This window comes from Steroidobacter sp. (assembly GCF_036402275.1).
In the GTDB taxonomy this organism is placed as follows: Bacteria; Pseudomonadota; Gammaproteobacteria; order Steroidobacterales; family Steroidobacteraceae; genus Steroidobacter.
Genome location: NZ_DASWTF010000050.1, coordinates 32,378 through 48,133 on the forward strand (window position 1 = coordinate 32,378; position 15,756 = coordinate 48,133).

The following is a 15,756-nucleotide window of genomic DNA, read 5'->3' on the forward strand; positions in this document are numbered from 1 at the left end:
CCACGCAAACGTCACAGCCGATAGTTGATGCCGAGCAGATATTGCCTGCCGTATTGCTGGAAGTCCTGCTGCCGCGTCTCGATCACCGAGTAGGCGATGTACGGCTCGTTGGTGAGATTGTTGACCTGCAAGAGGATGGACAACCCCTGCAGGACGCCTGGGCCGAACTCATATCCGAGCTGCGCATCGGTGATCTGATCGCCCTTCACGTACTTGAAGGCGCGGTCGTTGGCGAAATTGGTCACCTCACCGATGTACTCGGAGCGCGATCGGGTCGCGACGCGCGCCGAGAAACCCGCGTTCTCGTAATACACGGTCGCGTTCCACACGGTCTTTGAAAGACCCGGCAGCGGAATCGTGCCCAGTCCGTTGCCGCCGGTGAACTGATTGTTCGGCGGATCTTCGATGCTGATGCTGCTCTCGGTCCTGGACACGCTCAGGAGGGTGCCGAAACCGGTCAGCGCTTCGGTGAACAACTCACCGGTCAGCGCCAGCGACAGCTCCAGACCTTTGAGGTTGCCGCCGTTGCCATTCACCGGTCGTGTAAAGCGACCCGTGGTCGGGATGACCATGCCCGGATCGTCGAAGTAATCCGGCGGCAAGGTCGCCAGGAAGTCGGAGAAATCGTAGTCCGCAATGGTCTGGCTGTAGATGTAAGTCTTCAAGTCCTTGTAGAAGCCCGCCAACGACACATACGCGTTCGGGCCGAGATATTTTTCGTAAGAAATGTCGTAAGCGTACGCGCGCCACGGATCCAGCCGCGGATTGCCGCCGGAGCCACCGGGAAGACCCGTTGCCTCGTCGTAGCCAATCTCGCTGGAAGCCTTGAGTTGATCCATGCGCGCACGCGCGATTTCCTTCGCCACACCCACGCGGACCGCCTGCTCGGCCGGCAGAATGAAAGCAAGGTTGATGGCCGGCAGCACATCCGTGTAGTCCTTGCCGTCGCTGAAGGGCTGGGCCACGCCATTCTCCAGGCGCAGGGCCTCGGAGCTCTGGTCGGTCTGCACCACCTGCACCCCGAGATTGCCGCGCAAAGTCACATTCGAGGACAGCTCGTAATCGAGATTGCCCTTCACGTAGCCGGTCGTGACTTCCTCGGTGACTTCCCAGTTCTTGCCGACCAGGTAGGCGAAGTCCGGGTCATCCGGCGTGCCATACTCGATCGGATTGTAATAGGCGCCAAGCACGCCCAACACGTCCCAGGCCAGCGTGCGATTCGCATTGGCGTAGCCGAGGTTGGTGGGCGCCAGCAAATGCTCCGACCCCACCTGGAAGTAAGCATTGTCGCGCGTCGAGAGATTGGCTTCCGGCTGTACCTTGTCCTTGGTGCGATCCGAATAATTGAAGCCGACCGACACATCGGACAGGAACCCGCCGAGCTCGCGAACGACGTCGATGCGCGCCGACTTCAGCTCGTCCTCGATATGCGGAATCTTGCTGTAGCCAGCACCGTAGATCGTGGGCCCGAGCCGGACCGCATTTGGATCGGCGTAATCGAGATTGAAGTTCAAAGTCGGCATATCATGCCGCGATAGGCTGAAGAAGCCGGAGTCCGGAATGTTGGACGTGCCGCCGAGCACGTACTGGCCGTTGGTTTCGTATTGTTCTTCGTCGCGCTCCGCCTTGGAATAGCTCAGGTCGGCGATGAAGGTCCAGTCGCCGGCCAGCCATTTGTTATTCCAGCCGGTGGCGAAGATTTCATCCTCGGTCTTGAACAGGAAGTTGCGAGCCAGCGGCACGCGGTTGACCAGGCCGCCGCCGATCACAGTGTTGTCGGCGACGATGGGGTTGGCGAAACCGTCTCCGGCGATCGGATAGTTGCCGAGATTGACTTCGAGGCTGCGCGCGTTGTCGGTCTGCTTGCGCTTGGTGTAATACAGATCGAGCACGGTTTCGTAACCATCGCTCGGGCGCCACTGAATGGCGGCCATCGCGCCGTCGCGGCGGTTCTCGCCCATGTCGGCGCGGATCTTCATACCGTTGGTGACAAACAGCCCATCCGCCACTTCGGGGTGATAGTTGAACTCATCGACGTCCGGATCGTTCGCATGCCACGGCTCATATGTTCCCGCGCCTTGGATCGCGAGCGGCGACTCGAGGTGCGCGAAGCCGAATGTCACACCCAGCGTGTTGTCCAGAAACTGATCGATGTACGAGAAGCTGGCGCGATAGCCCATGTCGTCGGCATCGGCACCCATGTCGTCCTGCGAATTCATTTCGCCGCGCACGTTCATGACGATGGCGCGACTCGTCACATCCAGCGGCCGCGTGGTGCGCAGATCGATGGTGCCAGCCAGACCCTGGCCGACGAGTTGCGCATCGGGCGTTTTGTACACCACCACGGCGCTCAACAGCTCGGACGGATACTGATCGAATTCGATGCTGCGATTGTCGCCGGTGCTCACCTGCTCGCGACCGTTCAACAGAGCAGTGGTAAAGCCCGGATCGGTGCCGCGCAAGCTGATCGCGGAAGCGCGGCCTTCCGCGCGCTGCGATGTCAGGCCCGGCAGGCGCGACAACGAATCTGCGATACTGGTGTCAGGCAGTTTGCCGATGTCTTCGGCGGAAATCGCCTCGACGATGCTGCCGGAATCGCGCTTGAGCTCGATGGCTTCCTCGATGCCGGCCCGGATGCCGGTGACCACGACGGTCTCGAGCTCGCCGGCATTCGCTGCGGCGTCTTGCTGGGCGTGTGCGGCCGTGGCGCACAGTAGCGCCATGCTGATCGCGGTGCTGCTGCCCAGAGTGCGCGCTACAGCGCGCGCCAACGGCTTTGAAATTGCGTTCACTTTGCCATCCCCCATGTGCTCTTCAATGAACGATCTTCTTTAGTACGATCTTCGAGCATCGTAGGACTGCGACTGCTCTGGGAACAACGCTATGCATACGTATTCATGATGGAACCTGCGCGAACACCACCCCGTGTCCCGGCAACGTGAGACGCGCGCCTCTCAGCTCTCCCGCCAATATCCCGACGCTGTCGATCTGCCGAGCTCCTGAGGGCAACTCAACGTCGGCCTGCCTCGGTTCGGGCGAGAGGTTGAACGCAGCGAACAAGCGCGAATCGCCGCTGCAGCGAGTGAACGCCAATAGCGGCTCCGGCACATCGATGAACTTGATGTCACCCCAGCGCAACGCCGGATGACGCTTGCGCCAATGCAGGAATGCGCGAGTGTTGTTGAGCACTGAATACCGGTCCGTCAGCTGAGCCTCGACATTCAGCGCACGATGCTCCGCAGGCGCCGGCAGCCAGGGCCGAACCGAGCTGAAGCCGGCGTGCTCGCTGCCATTCCATGGCATGGGCGTGCGGCATCCATCGCGCCCTGGGAAATTGGGCCAGAACGCGATGCCATAAGGATCGCGCAGCGACTCGAATGGCACGCTCGCTTCGCTCAGGCCGAGCTCTTCGCCCTGATATAAACAAACCGAGCCGCGCAGCGAGCACAGCAACGCGATGAGTTGGTTGGCAAGATGCCGTGACGGGTTCTGGCCGCCCCAACGAGTGACGACGCGACGCACATCATGATTGGAGAACGCCCAGCACGGCCAACCTTCCAACAGCTTCGCCTCGAAACCTTCGACGACTGCTCGAATATGCCGAGCCGAATACTCTTCGGAGAGCAACTCGAAGCTGTACCCCATGTGCAAGCGACCGCCGGCCGTGTACTCCGCCGTCGTCGCAATCGAGTCTTCAGAAGAAATCTCCGCCAAGGAAGCCGTATGCGGATACTGATCGAGCAGCGCCCGCAGCTCGGCGAGAAACTGCAGATTCTCCGGCTGCGTGTTGTCGTAACGGTGGTATTGATAAGCGTACGGATTTTCTGGGCTGAATCCGCGAGTGCGGCGCTCGCCAGCGGGCTTCGGCGGATTATCTCGAAGCTGCAGATCGTGATAACAAAAGTTCACCGCATCGAGCCGCAGGCCATCGACGCCCTTATCCAACCAGAAGCGCACGTTATCCAGCACGGCCCGGCGCAACGCGGGCTGATGGAAATTCAAATCCGGCTGTGACGACAAGAAGTTGTGCAGGTAGTACTGCCGCCGCCGCGGCTCCCAACGCCACGCAACGCCGCCGAAAATCGACAGCCAGTTGTTGGGCGGCGTGCCGTCCGGCTTGGGATCGGCCCACACGTACCAGTCCGCTTTGGGATTGTCGCGGCTCTGGCGGCTTTCCCGAAACCACTCGTGCTCGATGGACGTGTGACTGAGCACCTGGTCGATCATCACCTTCAAGCCGAGCTCGTGCGCGCGCGCCAGCAGGCGGTCGAAATCGGCCATGGCGCCGAACAGCGGATCGACCGCACGATAGTCGGCCACGTCGTAGCCGAAGTCCGCCATGGGCGAGCGAAAGAACGGCGCGATCCAGATCGCATCCACGCCGAGGCCGGCCACATAGTCCAAGCGTTGCAAGATGCCGGGCAGATCGCCGACGCCGTCGCCGTTGCTGTCAACGAAGCTGCGCGGGTAGATCTCGTAGATCACCGCGCCACGCCACCATGGCGGTACTGTCATTGACCCCGGCCCCCTTTGCTTTTCGACGCGCAAAGATTACTCAAAGCACCCCGCCGAGCTCGACGGTCTGCATACGTATTCATTGGACATGATTGCAGCCAGAGACGGGACGACAGGATGGGGCAACGGCGCGACAGGAACAGGCAAGGCCCCGGGGAACTCGCTCACGCATGATCCGTTGAATCGTGTCGCTCGCTCGCCCACCCGTCAGCCAGCTCAGGAATCCGCCATGAGTGACGAACCTTCGTTGAGTATCGACCGCCGCACCGTGTTGAAAAGCGGTGTCGCAGTCGGCGTGATCGCAAATCTGCCCGCCATCGCCGACGGCGCCGAAGTCAAAGTCGCACAGCCAGTCAACGTAACCGTCAACCTGCGCATCAACAATCAGACACATGCGCTCACGCTCGACACACGCACGTCGCTGCTGGATGCCCTGAGAGAACAGTTGGGAATGACGGGCACCAAGAAGGGCTGCGACCACGGCCAATGTGGCGCCTGCACCGTTCTGGTGAATGGCCGACGCATCAACTCCTGCCTGACGCTGGCCATCATGCATGACGGCGACCAGATCACGACCATTGAAGGCGTGGGCGCACCGGACGATCTGCATCCGATGCAGGCCGCCTTCATCGAGCACGACGCTTTTCAATGCGGTTATTGCACGGCGGGCCAGATCTGCTCGGCCATCGGCATGCTCAAAGAAGCGGCGGATGGCTGGCCCAGCCATGTGAGCGCCAACCTCACGGGTGGCGTCACATTGACCGATGCGGAAGTCAGCGAGCGCATGAGCGGCAACATTTGCCGATGCGCGGCTTATCCGAACATCGTTGCTGCAATTCAAGCGGTACGAGGTGGCGAAGCATGATGCCCTTCACATACGAACGAGCGCTCGATGCGAGCAGCGCCGCGAAGGCCGCCGCGCAGCCCGGCACGAAATACATCGCAGGCGGCACCAACCTGCTCGATCTGATGAAACTCGAGATCGAGAAACCCGCGCATCTCGTGGACATCACACGCCTGCCGCTGCGACAGATCGAGGCCACCGGCGACGGCGTGCGGATCGGCTCACAAGTGCCGAACAGCGACCTTGCCGCGCATCCTTTGATTCGTGAGCGCTACCCCGTGCTGGCAAAAGCGTTGCTCGCCGGCGCATCCGGCCAGTTGCGCAACAAGGCGTCCACGGGCGGTAACCTGTTGCAACGAACGCGCTGTTATTACTTCTATGACGCCGAGAAACCCTGCAACAAGCGAGAGCCCGGCTCGGGCTGCGCAGCGTTGCAAGGTTTCAATCGCATTCACGCCATTCTTGGCGCCAGCGATTCGTGTATCGCCGTGCATCCATCGGACATGGCGGTCGCACTCACCGCGCTCGACGCCTCGATAGAAACGCTATTGCCGGACGGCTCGAAACGAACGTTGCCCATCGGCGATCTGTATCGACTGCCCGGCGACACACCTCACATCGAAACGACGCTGAAGCCCGGCGAGTTGATCACGGCCGTGGTCTTACCCGCGCCGCCCGCCGGCAATCAGACTTATCGCAAAGTTCGTGACCGTGCTTCGTATGCCTTCGCGTTGGTCTCGGTCGCTGCGATCGTGCGCGTCGATGCAGGACGAGTGCGTGACGCAAGAATCGCAATGGGTGGCGTCGCGCATAAGCCATGGCGTGCAGTCGAGGCAGAGAAGACGCTGCGAGGCAAGCCCGCATCCATGGCGAGCTTTGCGGCGGCGGCGCAAGCCGCGCTTCGCTCAGCCAAAGGTCATGGCGGTAACGATTTCAAGATACCACTCGCGCAACGCGTGCTCACACGCACGCTGGCGGATGTGGCCGGCATCGAAGGAGCAGCGTGATGGTCAATCGCTCGCCTCTCAGTCCTGCCATCAACCCGGTCGAGGAAAACCGCGGCGGATTGATCGGCAAACCCATGAACCGCGTCGACGGCCCACTGAAGGTCACCGGCCGCGCCAAATATTCCTACGAGTATCGAGGCCTCAAGGACACGGCCTACGGATTCATAGTGGGCGCAGGCATCGGCAAAGGTCGCATCTCGGGAATAGATACGTCACGCGCCGAAGCAGCGCCGCGCGTGCTTGCCGTGCTCACGTATCAGAACGCACCCAAACAGGCGCCGCCCCATCCTCGCGAGAATGGCGCGAACCGCTTCGACCGCTCCGAGCCGTTCTTGTTCTCACCCGACGTTCGTTATTACGGCGAGCCGGTGGCGCTGGTGATCGCCGAAACGTACGAGGCCGCGCGGCATGCGGCCGGCCTGGTGGAGGTTCGCTATGTAAAGGACGCGCAGGCGAAATTCGATCTGGCCGCCAGCCAATCGCAGGCGTACAAGCCCAAGGGCGTCAATGCCGGCATGAAGACGGACACCGCCGAAGGCGATTTCGATGGCGCGTTCGCCGCCGCACCGGTAAAGATCGATGTGACTTATCACCTGCCTCACGAGCACAACATGCCCATGGAGCCGCATGCGACCCAGGCGGTGTGGGATGGCGACCAGCTCACGCTGTATTCGGGCCAGCAGATTGCAGCCACGGCGCATTCGTCGATTGCCAAGACGCTGCAGATTCCACCCGAGCGGGTACGCGTCGTCACGCCGTTCATCGGCGGCGGCTTCGGCTCCAAAGTGCCGCTGCATGCCCAGGCCGTCCTGGCCGCTTTGGGTGCGAAGGTCGTGCGGCGGCCGGTGAAGGTCGCGCAAACTCGTCCGCAGATGTTCGCCAACACCAATCATCGGCCCGAGTGTTTGCAGCGGATGCGTCTCGGGGCCACGAAAGATGGCGTGTTGACGGCGATCGCTCATGACGTATGGTCGCAGACCACGCCATTCGACGAGTTCATCGAACAGACGGCCGCGTTCAGCCGCGTGATGTACGCAGCTCCCAATCGCGCGCATCGTCACTGGGGCGTGATACTGGACTTGCCGTCCTCCGACATCATGCGCGCTCCCGGCGAGGAGCCGGGCAGCGTGGCGCAGGAATGTGCAATGGACGAGCTGGCCGTGGCGCTCGACATGGATCCGATCGAGTTGCGGATCAAGAACGAACCGAAGGACGACCCCGAGACGCACCTGCCCTTCTCCAGTCGTTCGCTGGTCGAGTGCTATCGCGAGGGCGCGCGACGCTTCGGCTGGTCGACGCGGCCCAAACGCCCCGCCACGCTGCGCGATGGCCGCTGGCTGGTGGGCTATGGTGTCGCGAGTGCAATGTTTCCTACCTATATGCGTCCATCCGCAGCTGCTGTCCGAGTCAACGCCGACGGCACAGCCGTTGTGAAAATGGACATGACCGATATCGGCACCGGCAGTTACACCGTGCTCACGCAGGTCGCTGCGGAGAGCCTCGGTCTTGCGCCTGAGAAAGTCACGGTCGAGCTTGGCGATAGCAAACTGCCGAAGTCCTCGGGCTCAGGCGGCTCGTTCGGTGCGGCGAGTGCTGGATCGGCGACCCTGCTCGCTTGCGAGCATGTGCGCGCTCAGATCGCGCAGTTGGCCACGAAGGATCGGCGCTCACCGCTAGCCGGAGCCGATGCAGCCACCATCGCTTTGCGAGATGGCCACGTCGTTGCAGGCGATAAATCCGAACCGTTGTCAGCCGTACTGTCGCGTCTGGCGCCCGCGGGCGTCGAAGGCAAGGGCGAACATCAGGGCGCTCAACAGCCCGCCAAATATTCGTCGCACGTATTCGGAGCGCAGTTCGCCGAAGTCGGCGTAGACATCGACTCGGGCGAGATTCGCGTACGACGGATGCTCGGCGTGTTCGGTAGCGGACGCATTCTCAACCCGAAGACCGCGCGCTCCCAACTGATCGGCGGCATGATCATGGGCATCGGCGCGGGCCTCACCGAGGAGTCCATCGTCGACCCGCGCGACGGCTCCTTCGTGAATCACGACCTCGCCGAGTATCACGTGCCGGTGAACGCCGACGTTCCGCAAATCGACGCTATCTGTCTCGAGGAGCAGGAGCCTTACGCCAATCCGCTCGGCATCAAGGGGCTCGGCGAGGTCGGCATCGTCGGCGTGGCCGCCGCGCTCGCGAACGCCGTCTATAACGCCACTGGCATCCGCGTTCGGAAATTCCCCATCACGCTCGACAAGGTGCTCGGCGGCCTGCCGGACACCGGTTCCACCTGATCCAAAAAAAAACGAGCGACCCTCGTTCCGGGGGTCGCTCGCACTGCGCTGGTGAATGCTCAGTCGCAACTCACCAGCTATCTCACCTTCGATACTTACTCAGTCCTGACCATGAGGTCTCCACCCGAATGGGAGGGATTTATTCCCAGTAGCGGGGTGAACGGTAGTAATCGAAGGCTCGATCCCGATAAGCCAGTCCGTCGTCCTTGGTCAACTCGGCAATCGAGTCGGCCGGCGCGGCCTGCAGCTGATCCTTGGTCAGATTGACCACGTAGCCGCTCTCGTCTTCCTCGTACTTCAACAGGCTCCACGGAATGGGATGGTACTTCTCCTTCACGCCGAGGAAGCCACCGAAACTGACGGCGGCGAACATGATGTTGTTGGAGGTCTTGTCCAACACGACATCTTCGATCTCGCCGATCTTCTTGCCAGAAGGATCCTTCACCGCGGTGCCGATCACCTTCTTGGCGCGTATCGCCTTGGTGTGTCCGCTTGCAGTAGGCATGGCATGCTCCTTTGGGTTGGCTTTGCCCACTCAATGACTGGAGCTCCACGGAGTTCCTGGGAAGTCGCTGGCCCGCCGTCGGAGCGGACCCGACGGCGAAATTACACATCGCGATGCGGACGTTGCCGTCGCGCTGTAGACGCGTCGTCTACAAGTAACTCAGCCACCAATCGCGGCGCTCACGCTTCACTCGCGCAAACCACGAAGCGACTGGGTAGAGCATCAGCAACACGGCCACCCACGTGACGTAGACCACCGGAAGCGTGTAGCCGTACCCCACTTTCGCGCCAGCAAATCTCGAGAGGAAATCGAAGTACCAGAACGCCGGCAATCCGCCGAGCACGCCGATGAGCAGCGCGACGCTATGCGCCACATAGATGTGGAGCACATAGGTGAACAGCGGCGTGCGGCCGAACGCAAGCAGGAACGTCCGCAATGGTCCGGTCAACCGCTCCAGCGCAAGGAACAACAGCATTGACACGCCAAGCGTCGCCAGCACGTACAGCAGCGACGGCGGATATTTGGAAACATTGATGAACGACAACACCGTCATGATCGCGCTCGACTTGACTGACCAGGACGCCGGATCCCCATAGCCATTGATCGCGCGCAGCACGACGAATGCCGCAAGCAAACACAGCGCGAGCGTAAGCACACTGCGACGCCGACGCTCGGAGGGCTGACGGAAAATGAAACCCAAGCCGTAGCCGAGACACATCACACCGAACCACGGGATTACCGGATACGGAATGAAACCGCGCAAGAACAAAGTCGGGCCCGGCTGCATGGTCATGAACCAGGCCTGCGTCCACGAGCCGAGCCGCGCGGCATCGACCAGCGACGCCGCCCATTGATGGCCAACTACTATCACAGCACCGATGGCCAGCACTGCGGTTGCCGGCAGGCGCACCAGCGCCGCCATGAGCACCATGCTCGCACCGATGGCCCAGATCACCTGCATGAATGCCAGCGGCGGTCCCCAGTTGAGGCCAAAGCCGATGACGGTGAACTCGAGGAGAATCAGCCACAACCCCCGCGTCAACAAAAACGTGCTGAGCTCCGTCGGCGATTTGCCGTTAGCCCGCTGCATGAAAATGGACACGCCGGCAAGAAACACGAACGTGGGCGCGCACAGGTGCGTGACCCAACGCGTCATGAACAGGATGGGAGTGGTCTGGGTCAGATCCGTCGGACTGAATACGAACGCGGGCTCATGCACGAAGTCACGCACGTGGTCCAGCACCATCAGCACGATAACCAGACCGCGCAGCAGATCGATGGCGTCCAGGCGCAATGCACCCGAGCGGGTCAGCGCGGTTTGATTCGCACTGGTTAACGCGGCATCGTTGCGGCCGACGAATTCAGGCGCAACAGCCGACGCCTGGGCGCTTGGGTCCATGCTGACACTCCATATGTCGAGGGATCCCCGGAGGAATCTCCGGGACCTTCATTGGCGCATATTCCAAGCGCCCACTGTACATACTTTGGTCAGCGTTGGTGACTTGCGCAAGCCATTGCGCGGCGAGACAAATGGGCAATGAGCGCGAGAATCGCTTACTTGAACACGTCCGCCAGCGCCTCGCAGGCGAAGTCGATCTCCGAGCGTTTGATGAGCAGCGGCGGCGCGAGCCGCAACGTGTTGACATGCGTGTCCTTGGCCAGCAGGCCCTTGTCACGCAGTCGCTCACAATATTTGTAGGCGCCGCCGGCGTGCGGGTGCAGCTCCACCGCGACCATCAGGCCGCGACCGCGCACCTCACGTATCAGATCGCTGTTGATGATGCGAAGCTGCTTGAGGAAATATTCACCCTGCACTCGCGCGTTCTCGATCATTCCCTCTTCGACGAGCACTCGCAGCGCCGCGCGTGCAATGGCGCACGCCAGCGGATTGCCGCCGAACGTGCTGCCGTGCGTGCCCGGCTGCAACACTCGCAGCACGTCGTTGTTCGCCAGCACTGCGGATACGGGATAGAAGCCGCCTGATAACGCCTTGCCCAGCAAGGTGAGATCGGATTGGATGTCTTCGTGCTCCTGCGCGAGCAGCTTGCCGGTGCGCCCCAGCCCGGTCTGGATCTCATCGAGCACCAGCACGACGTTCTTTTCGCTGCACAGCTCACGCACGCGCTTGAAGTAGCCCGCCGGCGGAATCAGCACGCCTGCCTCGCCCTGAATGGGCTCGACCAGGAACGCCACCGTGTTGCTGTCGATGGCCGCCGCCAGCGCATCGAAGTCGCCGAACGGGACTGTCTTGAAGCCCGGCGCGAACGGGCCGTAGTTGCCGTGCGCCAGAGGATCGGTGCTGAAACCGATGATGCCGAGCGTGCGGCCATGAAAATTACTGGAACACGTGATGATGTTCGCTGCGTTCGGCGCCACGCCTTTGACTTCGTAACCCCACTTGCGCGTCACCTTGAGCGCCGACTCCACGGCTTCCGCACCACTGTTCATCGGCAGGATCATTTTTGCGCCGGTGAGCTTTTCCAGATCCTGATACAACAGCGGCAGCTGATCGTTGCGGAATGCACGAGATGTTAGCGTCAGCCGTTGCGCCTGTTCCGTCATGGCGGCGAGGATCTTCGGATGACAATGACCTTGATTGAGCGCCGAGTAAGCCGACAGACAATCGAGATATCGCTTGCCTTCGGTGTCCCAGACCCAGACGCCTTCGCCGCGAGTCAATGTGATGTCCAGCGGCTTATAGTTGCGCGCACCGAGACGGAACTCGATGGCGTACAGATCGTTAGCAGATAGATTCATGGCGGCGAACCGGCGTGTGCCAAAATGGCTGACCTTTACCAGTAACCTCGCGCACGCTCCCCGAGCAAGGTATAAGTGATTATCAAGGATTACAGGGGGGCCGCCCCTCGATGTCAATGATCTGCTAAATGCTGTCCGAAGCCCGCGCAATCGAATGGCCCGCGGCGGTTGAAGTCCTGAACGAATCGGGCCGCTCGCCCTTCGTGCTGATCTGCGAGCACGCGTCCAATTACATTCCGCCCGAGTACCGGCAGCTTGGCCTGCACGATAAGGAACTGGCTCGTCACATCGCCTGGGACATCGGGGCCGCGGATGTCACGCGCGCATTGTCGAAGCGCCTGAATGCTTCGGCGTTCCTGGGCCGCTACTCCCGGCTGCTGATCGATTTGAATCGCCCGCTGCATGTCGCCGACAGTATTCCGTTGCGCTCGGAGGCCACGGACGTTCCTGGCAATCTCTCGTTGGATGCCGCGGAGAGGGAACGCCGTCAGCAAATGATCTTTCATCCCTTTCAGGATCGGCTCCGCGCGCATCTGGAGCAACGCACGGCCGACGGCCGGCGCAATGTGTTGGTAGCCGTGCACAGCTTCACGCCCGTGTACCTGGGCCAGCAACGCTCGTGGCACGCCGGTGTGCTGTTCGACAAAGCGCAAGCGCTCGGCCAGGGGCTCATCGCGCAGCTGAGCAAGGATCCGCTATTGAACGTCGACGCAAACGTTCCTTATGGCGTGAGCGCCGAGGCTGATTACGCGCTGGTCGTGCATGGCGATCAGTTGGGTAACCCCGCCGTGCTCATCGAGATCCGCAACGACTTGATTGCGGATCCCGATGGCGTCGAAGTCTGGACGGCTAAGCTGGAACAGGCGCTGCGCTCGGTCGAATCGTTGAGTTAACGCGCGACGTACACCTCGCGCCCGCCCACCACGGTTCGGACAACTTTCACATTGGCAATCTCGGTCGGCGGCACGGCGAACAGATCTTTGGACAGCACCGCGAAGTCCGCCAATGCGCCCTGCTTCAGCACGCCCACCTTGCTTTCTTGAAAGCCCGCCCAGGCATTCTCCGCCGTATAAGAGCGCAGCGCCTCCGCGACCGTGATCTTTTCCTGCGGCTGCCAGCCGTTCGGATTGGCGCCGTCGAGGGTGCGACGCGTGACCGCGGAGTAGATGCCAGTCAGAGGATCGAGCGGCGCCACCGGCCAATCGGATCCGAACGTGAGATGCGCGCCCGAATCGATCAGCGAACGGAACGCATACATGCCCTTGAGCCGCTCCGCCCCGATGCGCTTTTCGGCCCAGCGACCATCGTCGATGGCGTGATAGGGCTGCATGGATGCGACCACCCCCAATGGCTTGAAACGCCTGATCGCGGCAGGCGTGAGATGCTGTGCGTGTTCGATACGGAAACGCCAGGCTTTCTTCGGCCCGGACTGCTCCACTTTCTCGAAAGCGTCGAGCAGCCAATCGTTGGCGCGGTCGCCGATCGCGTGCACGGTGACATGTAAGTCAGCCTTGCTCGCCGCCACGATCTGCGCGCCCAACTGCTCTGGATCGATCATCGTCAGGCCCGTGGTGTTGGGCGCATCGTCATACGGCTTGTGGAACCAAGCCGTGGTCGAGCCAAGCGAACCGTCGACGAAGCCCTTCAGCGCGCCCCAGCGCAACCATGCGTCACCCGTGCCGTTGCGCTTCTTGTACTCGGCAGCCTTCCCCCACTCGGCGAGCGGCACGAAGGAATAAATACGCAGCCGCAGGTTGTCACTGGCCTTGGTGCGTCGATAGAGATCGAGCACGCGCCAGTCTTCCACGCCGCCCATGTCGTGCACCTGAGTGACGCCACGAGCGACTGCATGCTCCATGGCGCGCTCCAGTCCTTGCTGCAGCTCTTGATCCGACAATGGCGGAATCGCTTTGCTCACGAGCGACATGGCCGCATCTTTGAGAATGCCGGTGGGTCGGCCGTTCTTGTCTCGCACGATGGCGCCGCCGGCGGGATCGGGCGTTTTCTCATCGATGCCCGCGAGCTTCAGCACGAGCGAATTGGCCAGCGCCATGTGACCATCCAGCCGCGACACGAATACGGGCGTATTCGCCGTGTCCCGGTCGATCCAATCGCGCGTCGGCAACTCGCCGCCCCATGTCTCGTGATCCCAATTGCCGTCCTTGAGCCACTGTCCTTTGGGAGTTTTCGCAGCCGCTCGAGCGATACGCTGAACGAACTCCGCTTTAGTCGCAGCGTCACGCAGGTCGACCTGCGCCAGCGCGAGGCCACCGTTGATGAAGTGCACGTGATTGTCGATGAAGCCTGGCACGACGAACCCACCTTTCAGGTCCACGGCACGCGTGTTCGCATTGCCTAGCTTACGCACGTCGACGTCGTTGCCCACCGCGACGATGCTGCCGTCATCGATGGCCAGCGCCTGGGCCTTGGGTTGTCGAGCGTCACCGGTCCATACGTTGCCGTTGAAATAAATGGCGTCGGGCGCTGCCAAGACGCTCGCCGAGCGCAACAGGACCGCGGCCAGCGTGGCCTGGATGATTCTTCGTGGCACGAAAGCTCCCTGGCGCTAGCCCTGATATTTGTGAGCCGACAGCGCAAACCGCGGCTCGGGCCTGGGCAGCTTACCGGTTGTGAGGTTGGCGACATAGCTCCCGACCGCGGGACCATGCTTGAAGCCATGACCTGAGCCGCCGCCCACCAGCAGCACGTTCTGCCACTTGGGATGCCTGTCGATGATGAAGTCGCCGTTGTCGCTGTTCTCGTACTGACACACGCGCGATTCGGACAGCGGACGTTTGGCCACGCCGGGGAAGCGCCTCGCCAGGTACGCGCGCACTTGTTTCAAGCCTTCTGCCGAGATGATGCGATCGTTCGTATCTGGATCGACACGCGGGCCGTGCGCGTCGATGGCGATCTTGAAGCCGCGTGACTCCAGCGACGGGAAGCCATACGGAATGCCCGGCTCGTCGGCGTCCACCCACGCCGGCAGTTGCGGCGGATCGAATCTCACATCGCCCGCTTCCGGCGCGAAGAAGAACACTTCCTGTCGCGTCGGCACAATGCGAGTACCGATGACGTCGGGGAACAGCTTCGGCAGCCAAGGGCCGCAGGCGAACACGAACTGCTTGGCGCGCACCGTTTCGCCGCTCGTGCTGGTGATGACGTCCAGGGCTGCGCCAGACTTTGGCGGCTGAATCGCCAGCTGCTTGTACGTTCCTCCTTCGGCGACAAACTCTTTCACGACAGTCTGCACGCCGCGCCGCGCCATGATTGCACCCATCGTCGGTTGCAGAACTCCGAACTGAATGCCGTCGAGCCCGAGCTGCGGATATCGCTTCAGCAACTCCGCGCGCTCGATTCGCTGCATGGGAGCACCGAGCTTTTTATTGAGGGCGAGACTCGTGGCCAAGGTAGCCGGCTCCTGCCGATAGATATAAAGCGCGCCAACCGGCTGGAAGATCGGCAGCTCGGCCTTCTTGGACAACGCAATCCAGTCTGGCAGCGATTCCCACGCGAAGCGGGTGTAGATCTCATCGCCGCCGTATTCGGTGCGCGTCAGCCGCGATTCACCGCCCGACGAGGCGCGTGCATGACTCGGCCCCCAAGCATCGACCAGCAACACCTTCTTGCCTTGCTCGAGCAGCTTCCACGCCGACCAGGAACCGAACACGCCCGCTCCGATCACGACCACGTCCCATCGATCGCCCGCGCGCGGCGCTGGAGGAGTTTGAGCCGCGGCTCGATTACCGGCGACGACCGTGGCGGCAGCCAGAGCGCCCGCCAGCGAGCCGACCACGGTGCGACGGGTGATCATTTGTTTGGTCACGACCTCAGCTC

General features: G+C 61.9%; 11 protein-coding genes. 4 read left to right on the plus strand and 7 right to left on the minus strand.

Annotated elements, in window-relative coordinates; translation table 11 throughout:
- Positions 1-11: 11 nt before the first annotated feature.
- Positions 12-2,792, minus strand: a complete 2,781-nt coding sequence (locus VGD45_RS29200; RefSeq protein ID WP_331158928.1) for a TonB-dependent receptor — start codon at positions 2,790-2,792, stop codon at positions 12-14.
- A 103-nt stretch (positions 2,793-2,895) separates the two neighbouring features.
- Positions 2,896-4,515, minus strand: a complete 1,620-nt coding sequence (locus tag VGD45_RS29205; protein WP_331158929.1) for an alpha-glucosidase — start codon at positions 4,513-4,515, stop codon at positions 2,896-2,898.
- A 229-nt stretch (positions 4,516-4,744) separates the two neighbouring features.
- Between VGD45_RS29205 and VGD45_RS29210 the strand changes: the two genes are divergently transcribed.
- The 3 genes from VGD45_RS29210 to VGD45_RS29220 are packed head-to-tail and all read left to right on the plus strand — an operon-like array spanning position 4,745 to position 8,657.
- The gene (locus tag VGD45_RS29210) at positions 4,745-5,380 is read left to right on the plus strand and encodes a 2Fe-2S iron-sulfur cluster-binding protein (protein WP_331158930.1); all 636 of its coding nucleotides are present in this window, start codon (positions 4,745-4,747) and stop codon (positions 5,378-5,380) included.
- Positions 5,377-6,366 carry a xanthine dehydrogenase family protein subunit M gene (locus tag VGD45_RS29215; protein WP_331158931.1) on the plus strand — a complete coding sequence of 330 codons (990 nt, stop codon included), beginning with the start codon at positions 5,377-5,379 and terminating at the stop codon, positions 6,364-6,366. Before VGD45_RS29210 ends, VGD45_RS29215 begins: the two co-directional genes overlap by 4 nt.
- On the plus strand, positions 6,366-8,657 hold the full coding sequence (locus VGD45_RS29220) for a xanthine dehydrogenase family protein molybdopterin-binding subunit (RefSeq protein ID WP_331158932.1): 2,292 nt from the start codon (positions 6,366-6,368) through the stop codon (positions 8,655-8,657). Before VGD45_RS29215 ends, VGD45_RS29220 begins: the two co-directional genes overlap by 1 nt.
- Before the next feature lie 139 nt (positions 8,658-8,796).
- Here VGD45_RS29220 and VGD45_RS29225 read toward each other — a convergent pair whose 3' ends face one another.
- The 3 genes from VGD45_RS29225 to rocD form a co-directional block, all read right to left on the minus strand.
- Entirely contained in the window at positions 8,797-9,162 is a 366-nt protein-coding gene (locus VGD45_RS29225) for a PRC-barrel domain-containing protein (protein WP_331158933.1), read from the minus strand.
- A gap of 148 nt (positions 9,163-9,310) precedes the next feature.
- Complete coding sequence (locus VGD45_RS29230; protein ID WP_331158934.1) at positions 9,311-10,561, minus strand: DUF1624 domain-containing protein; 1,251 nt, start codon at positions 10,559-10,561, stop codon at positions 9,311-9,313.
- A gap of 155 nt (positions 10,562-10,716) precedes the next feature.
- The gene (gene rocD / locus VGD45_RS29235) at positions 10,717-11,919 is read right to left on the minus strand and encodes an ornithine--oxo-acid transaminase (RefSeq protein ID WP_331158935.1); all 1,203 of its coding nucleotides are present in this window, start codon (positions 11,917-11,919) and stop codon (positions 10,717-10,719) included.
- Positions 11,920-12,047: 128 nt separating this feature from the next.
- Between rocD and VGD45_RS29240 the strand changes: the two genes are divergently transcribed.
- Complete coding sequence (locus VGD45_RS29240) at positions 12,048-12,812, plus strand: N-formylglutamate amidohydrolase (protein WP_331158936.1); 765 nt, start codon at positions 12,048-12,050, stop codon at positions 12,810-12,812.
- On the opposite strand, the gene VGD45_RS29245 is transcribed toward VGD45_RS29240, so the two are convergent.
- Together VGD45_RS29245 and VGD45_RS29250 are read right to left on the minus strand one after the other, a co-directional pair.
- The gene (locus tag VGD45_RS29245) at positions 12,809-14,470 is read right to left on the minus strand and encodes an amidohydrolase (RefSeq protein WP_331158937.1); all 1,662 of its coding nucleotides are present in this window, start codon (positions 14,468-14,470) and stop codon (positions 12,809-12,811) included. The two genes, VGD45_RS29240 and VGD45_RS29245, sit on opposite strands and share 4 nt — an antisense overlap.
- Before the next feature lie 15 nt (positions 14,471-14,485).
- Positions 14,486-15,745 carry an FAD-dependent oxidoreductase gene (locus VGD45_RS29250; RefSeq protein WP_331158938.1) on the minus strand — a complete coding sequence of 420 codons (1,260 nt, stop codon included), beginning with the start codon at positions 15,743-15,745 and terminating at the stop codon, positions 14,486-14,488.
- Between the last annotated feature and the right edge of the window lie 11 nt (positions 15,746-15,756).

Bases quoted from the DNA above. Each gene is read 5' to 3' on its own strand.
- VGD45_RS29205 (WP_331158929.1), bottom strand. From the start codon at position 4,515: ATGACAGTACCGCCATGGTGGCGTGGCGCGGTGATCTACGAGATCTAC.
- VGD45_RS29210 (WP_331158930.1), top strand. From the start codon at position 4,745: ATGAGTGACGAACCTTCGTTGAGTATCGACCGCCGCACCGTGTTGAAA.
- VGD45_RS29215 (WP_331158931.1), top strand. From the start codon at position 5,377: ATGATGCCCTTCACATACGAACGAGCGCTCGATGCGAGCAGCGCCGCG.
- VGD45_RS29220 (WP_331158932.1), top strand. From the start codon at position 6,366: ATGGTCAATCGCTCGCCTCTCAGTCCTGCCATCAACCCGGTCGAGGAA.
- VGD45_RS29225 (WP_331158933.1), bottom strand. From the start codon at position 9,162: ATGCCTACTGCAAGCGGACACACCAAGGCGATACGCGCCAAGAAGGTG.
- VGD45_RS29230 (WP_331158934.1), bottom strand. From the start codon at position 10,561: ATGGACCCAAGCGCCCAGGCGTCGGCTGTTGCGCCTGAATTCGTCGGC.
- rocD (WP_331158935.1), bottom strand. From the start codon at position 11,919: ATGAATCTATCTGCTAACGATCTGTACGCCATCGAGTTCCGTCTCGGT.
- VGD45_RS29240 (WP_331158936.1), top strand. From the start codon at position 12,048: ATGCTGTCCGAAGCCCGCGCAATCGAATGGCCCGCGGCGGTTGAAGTC.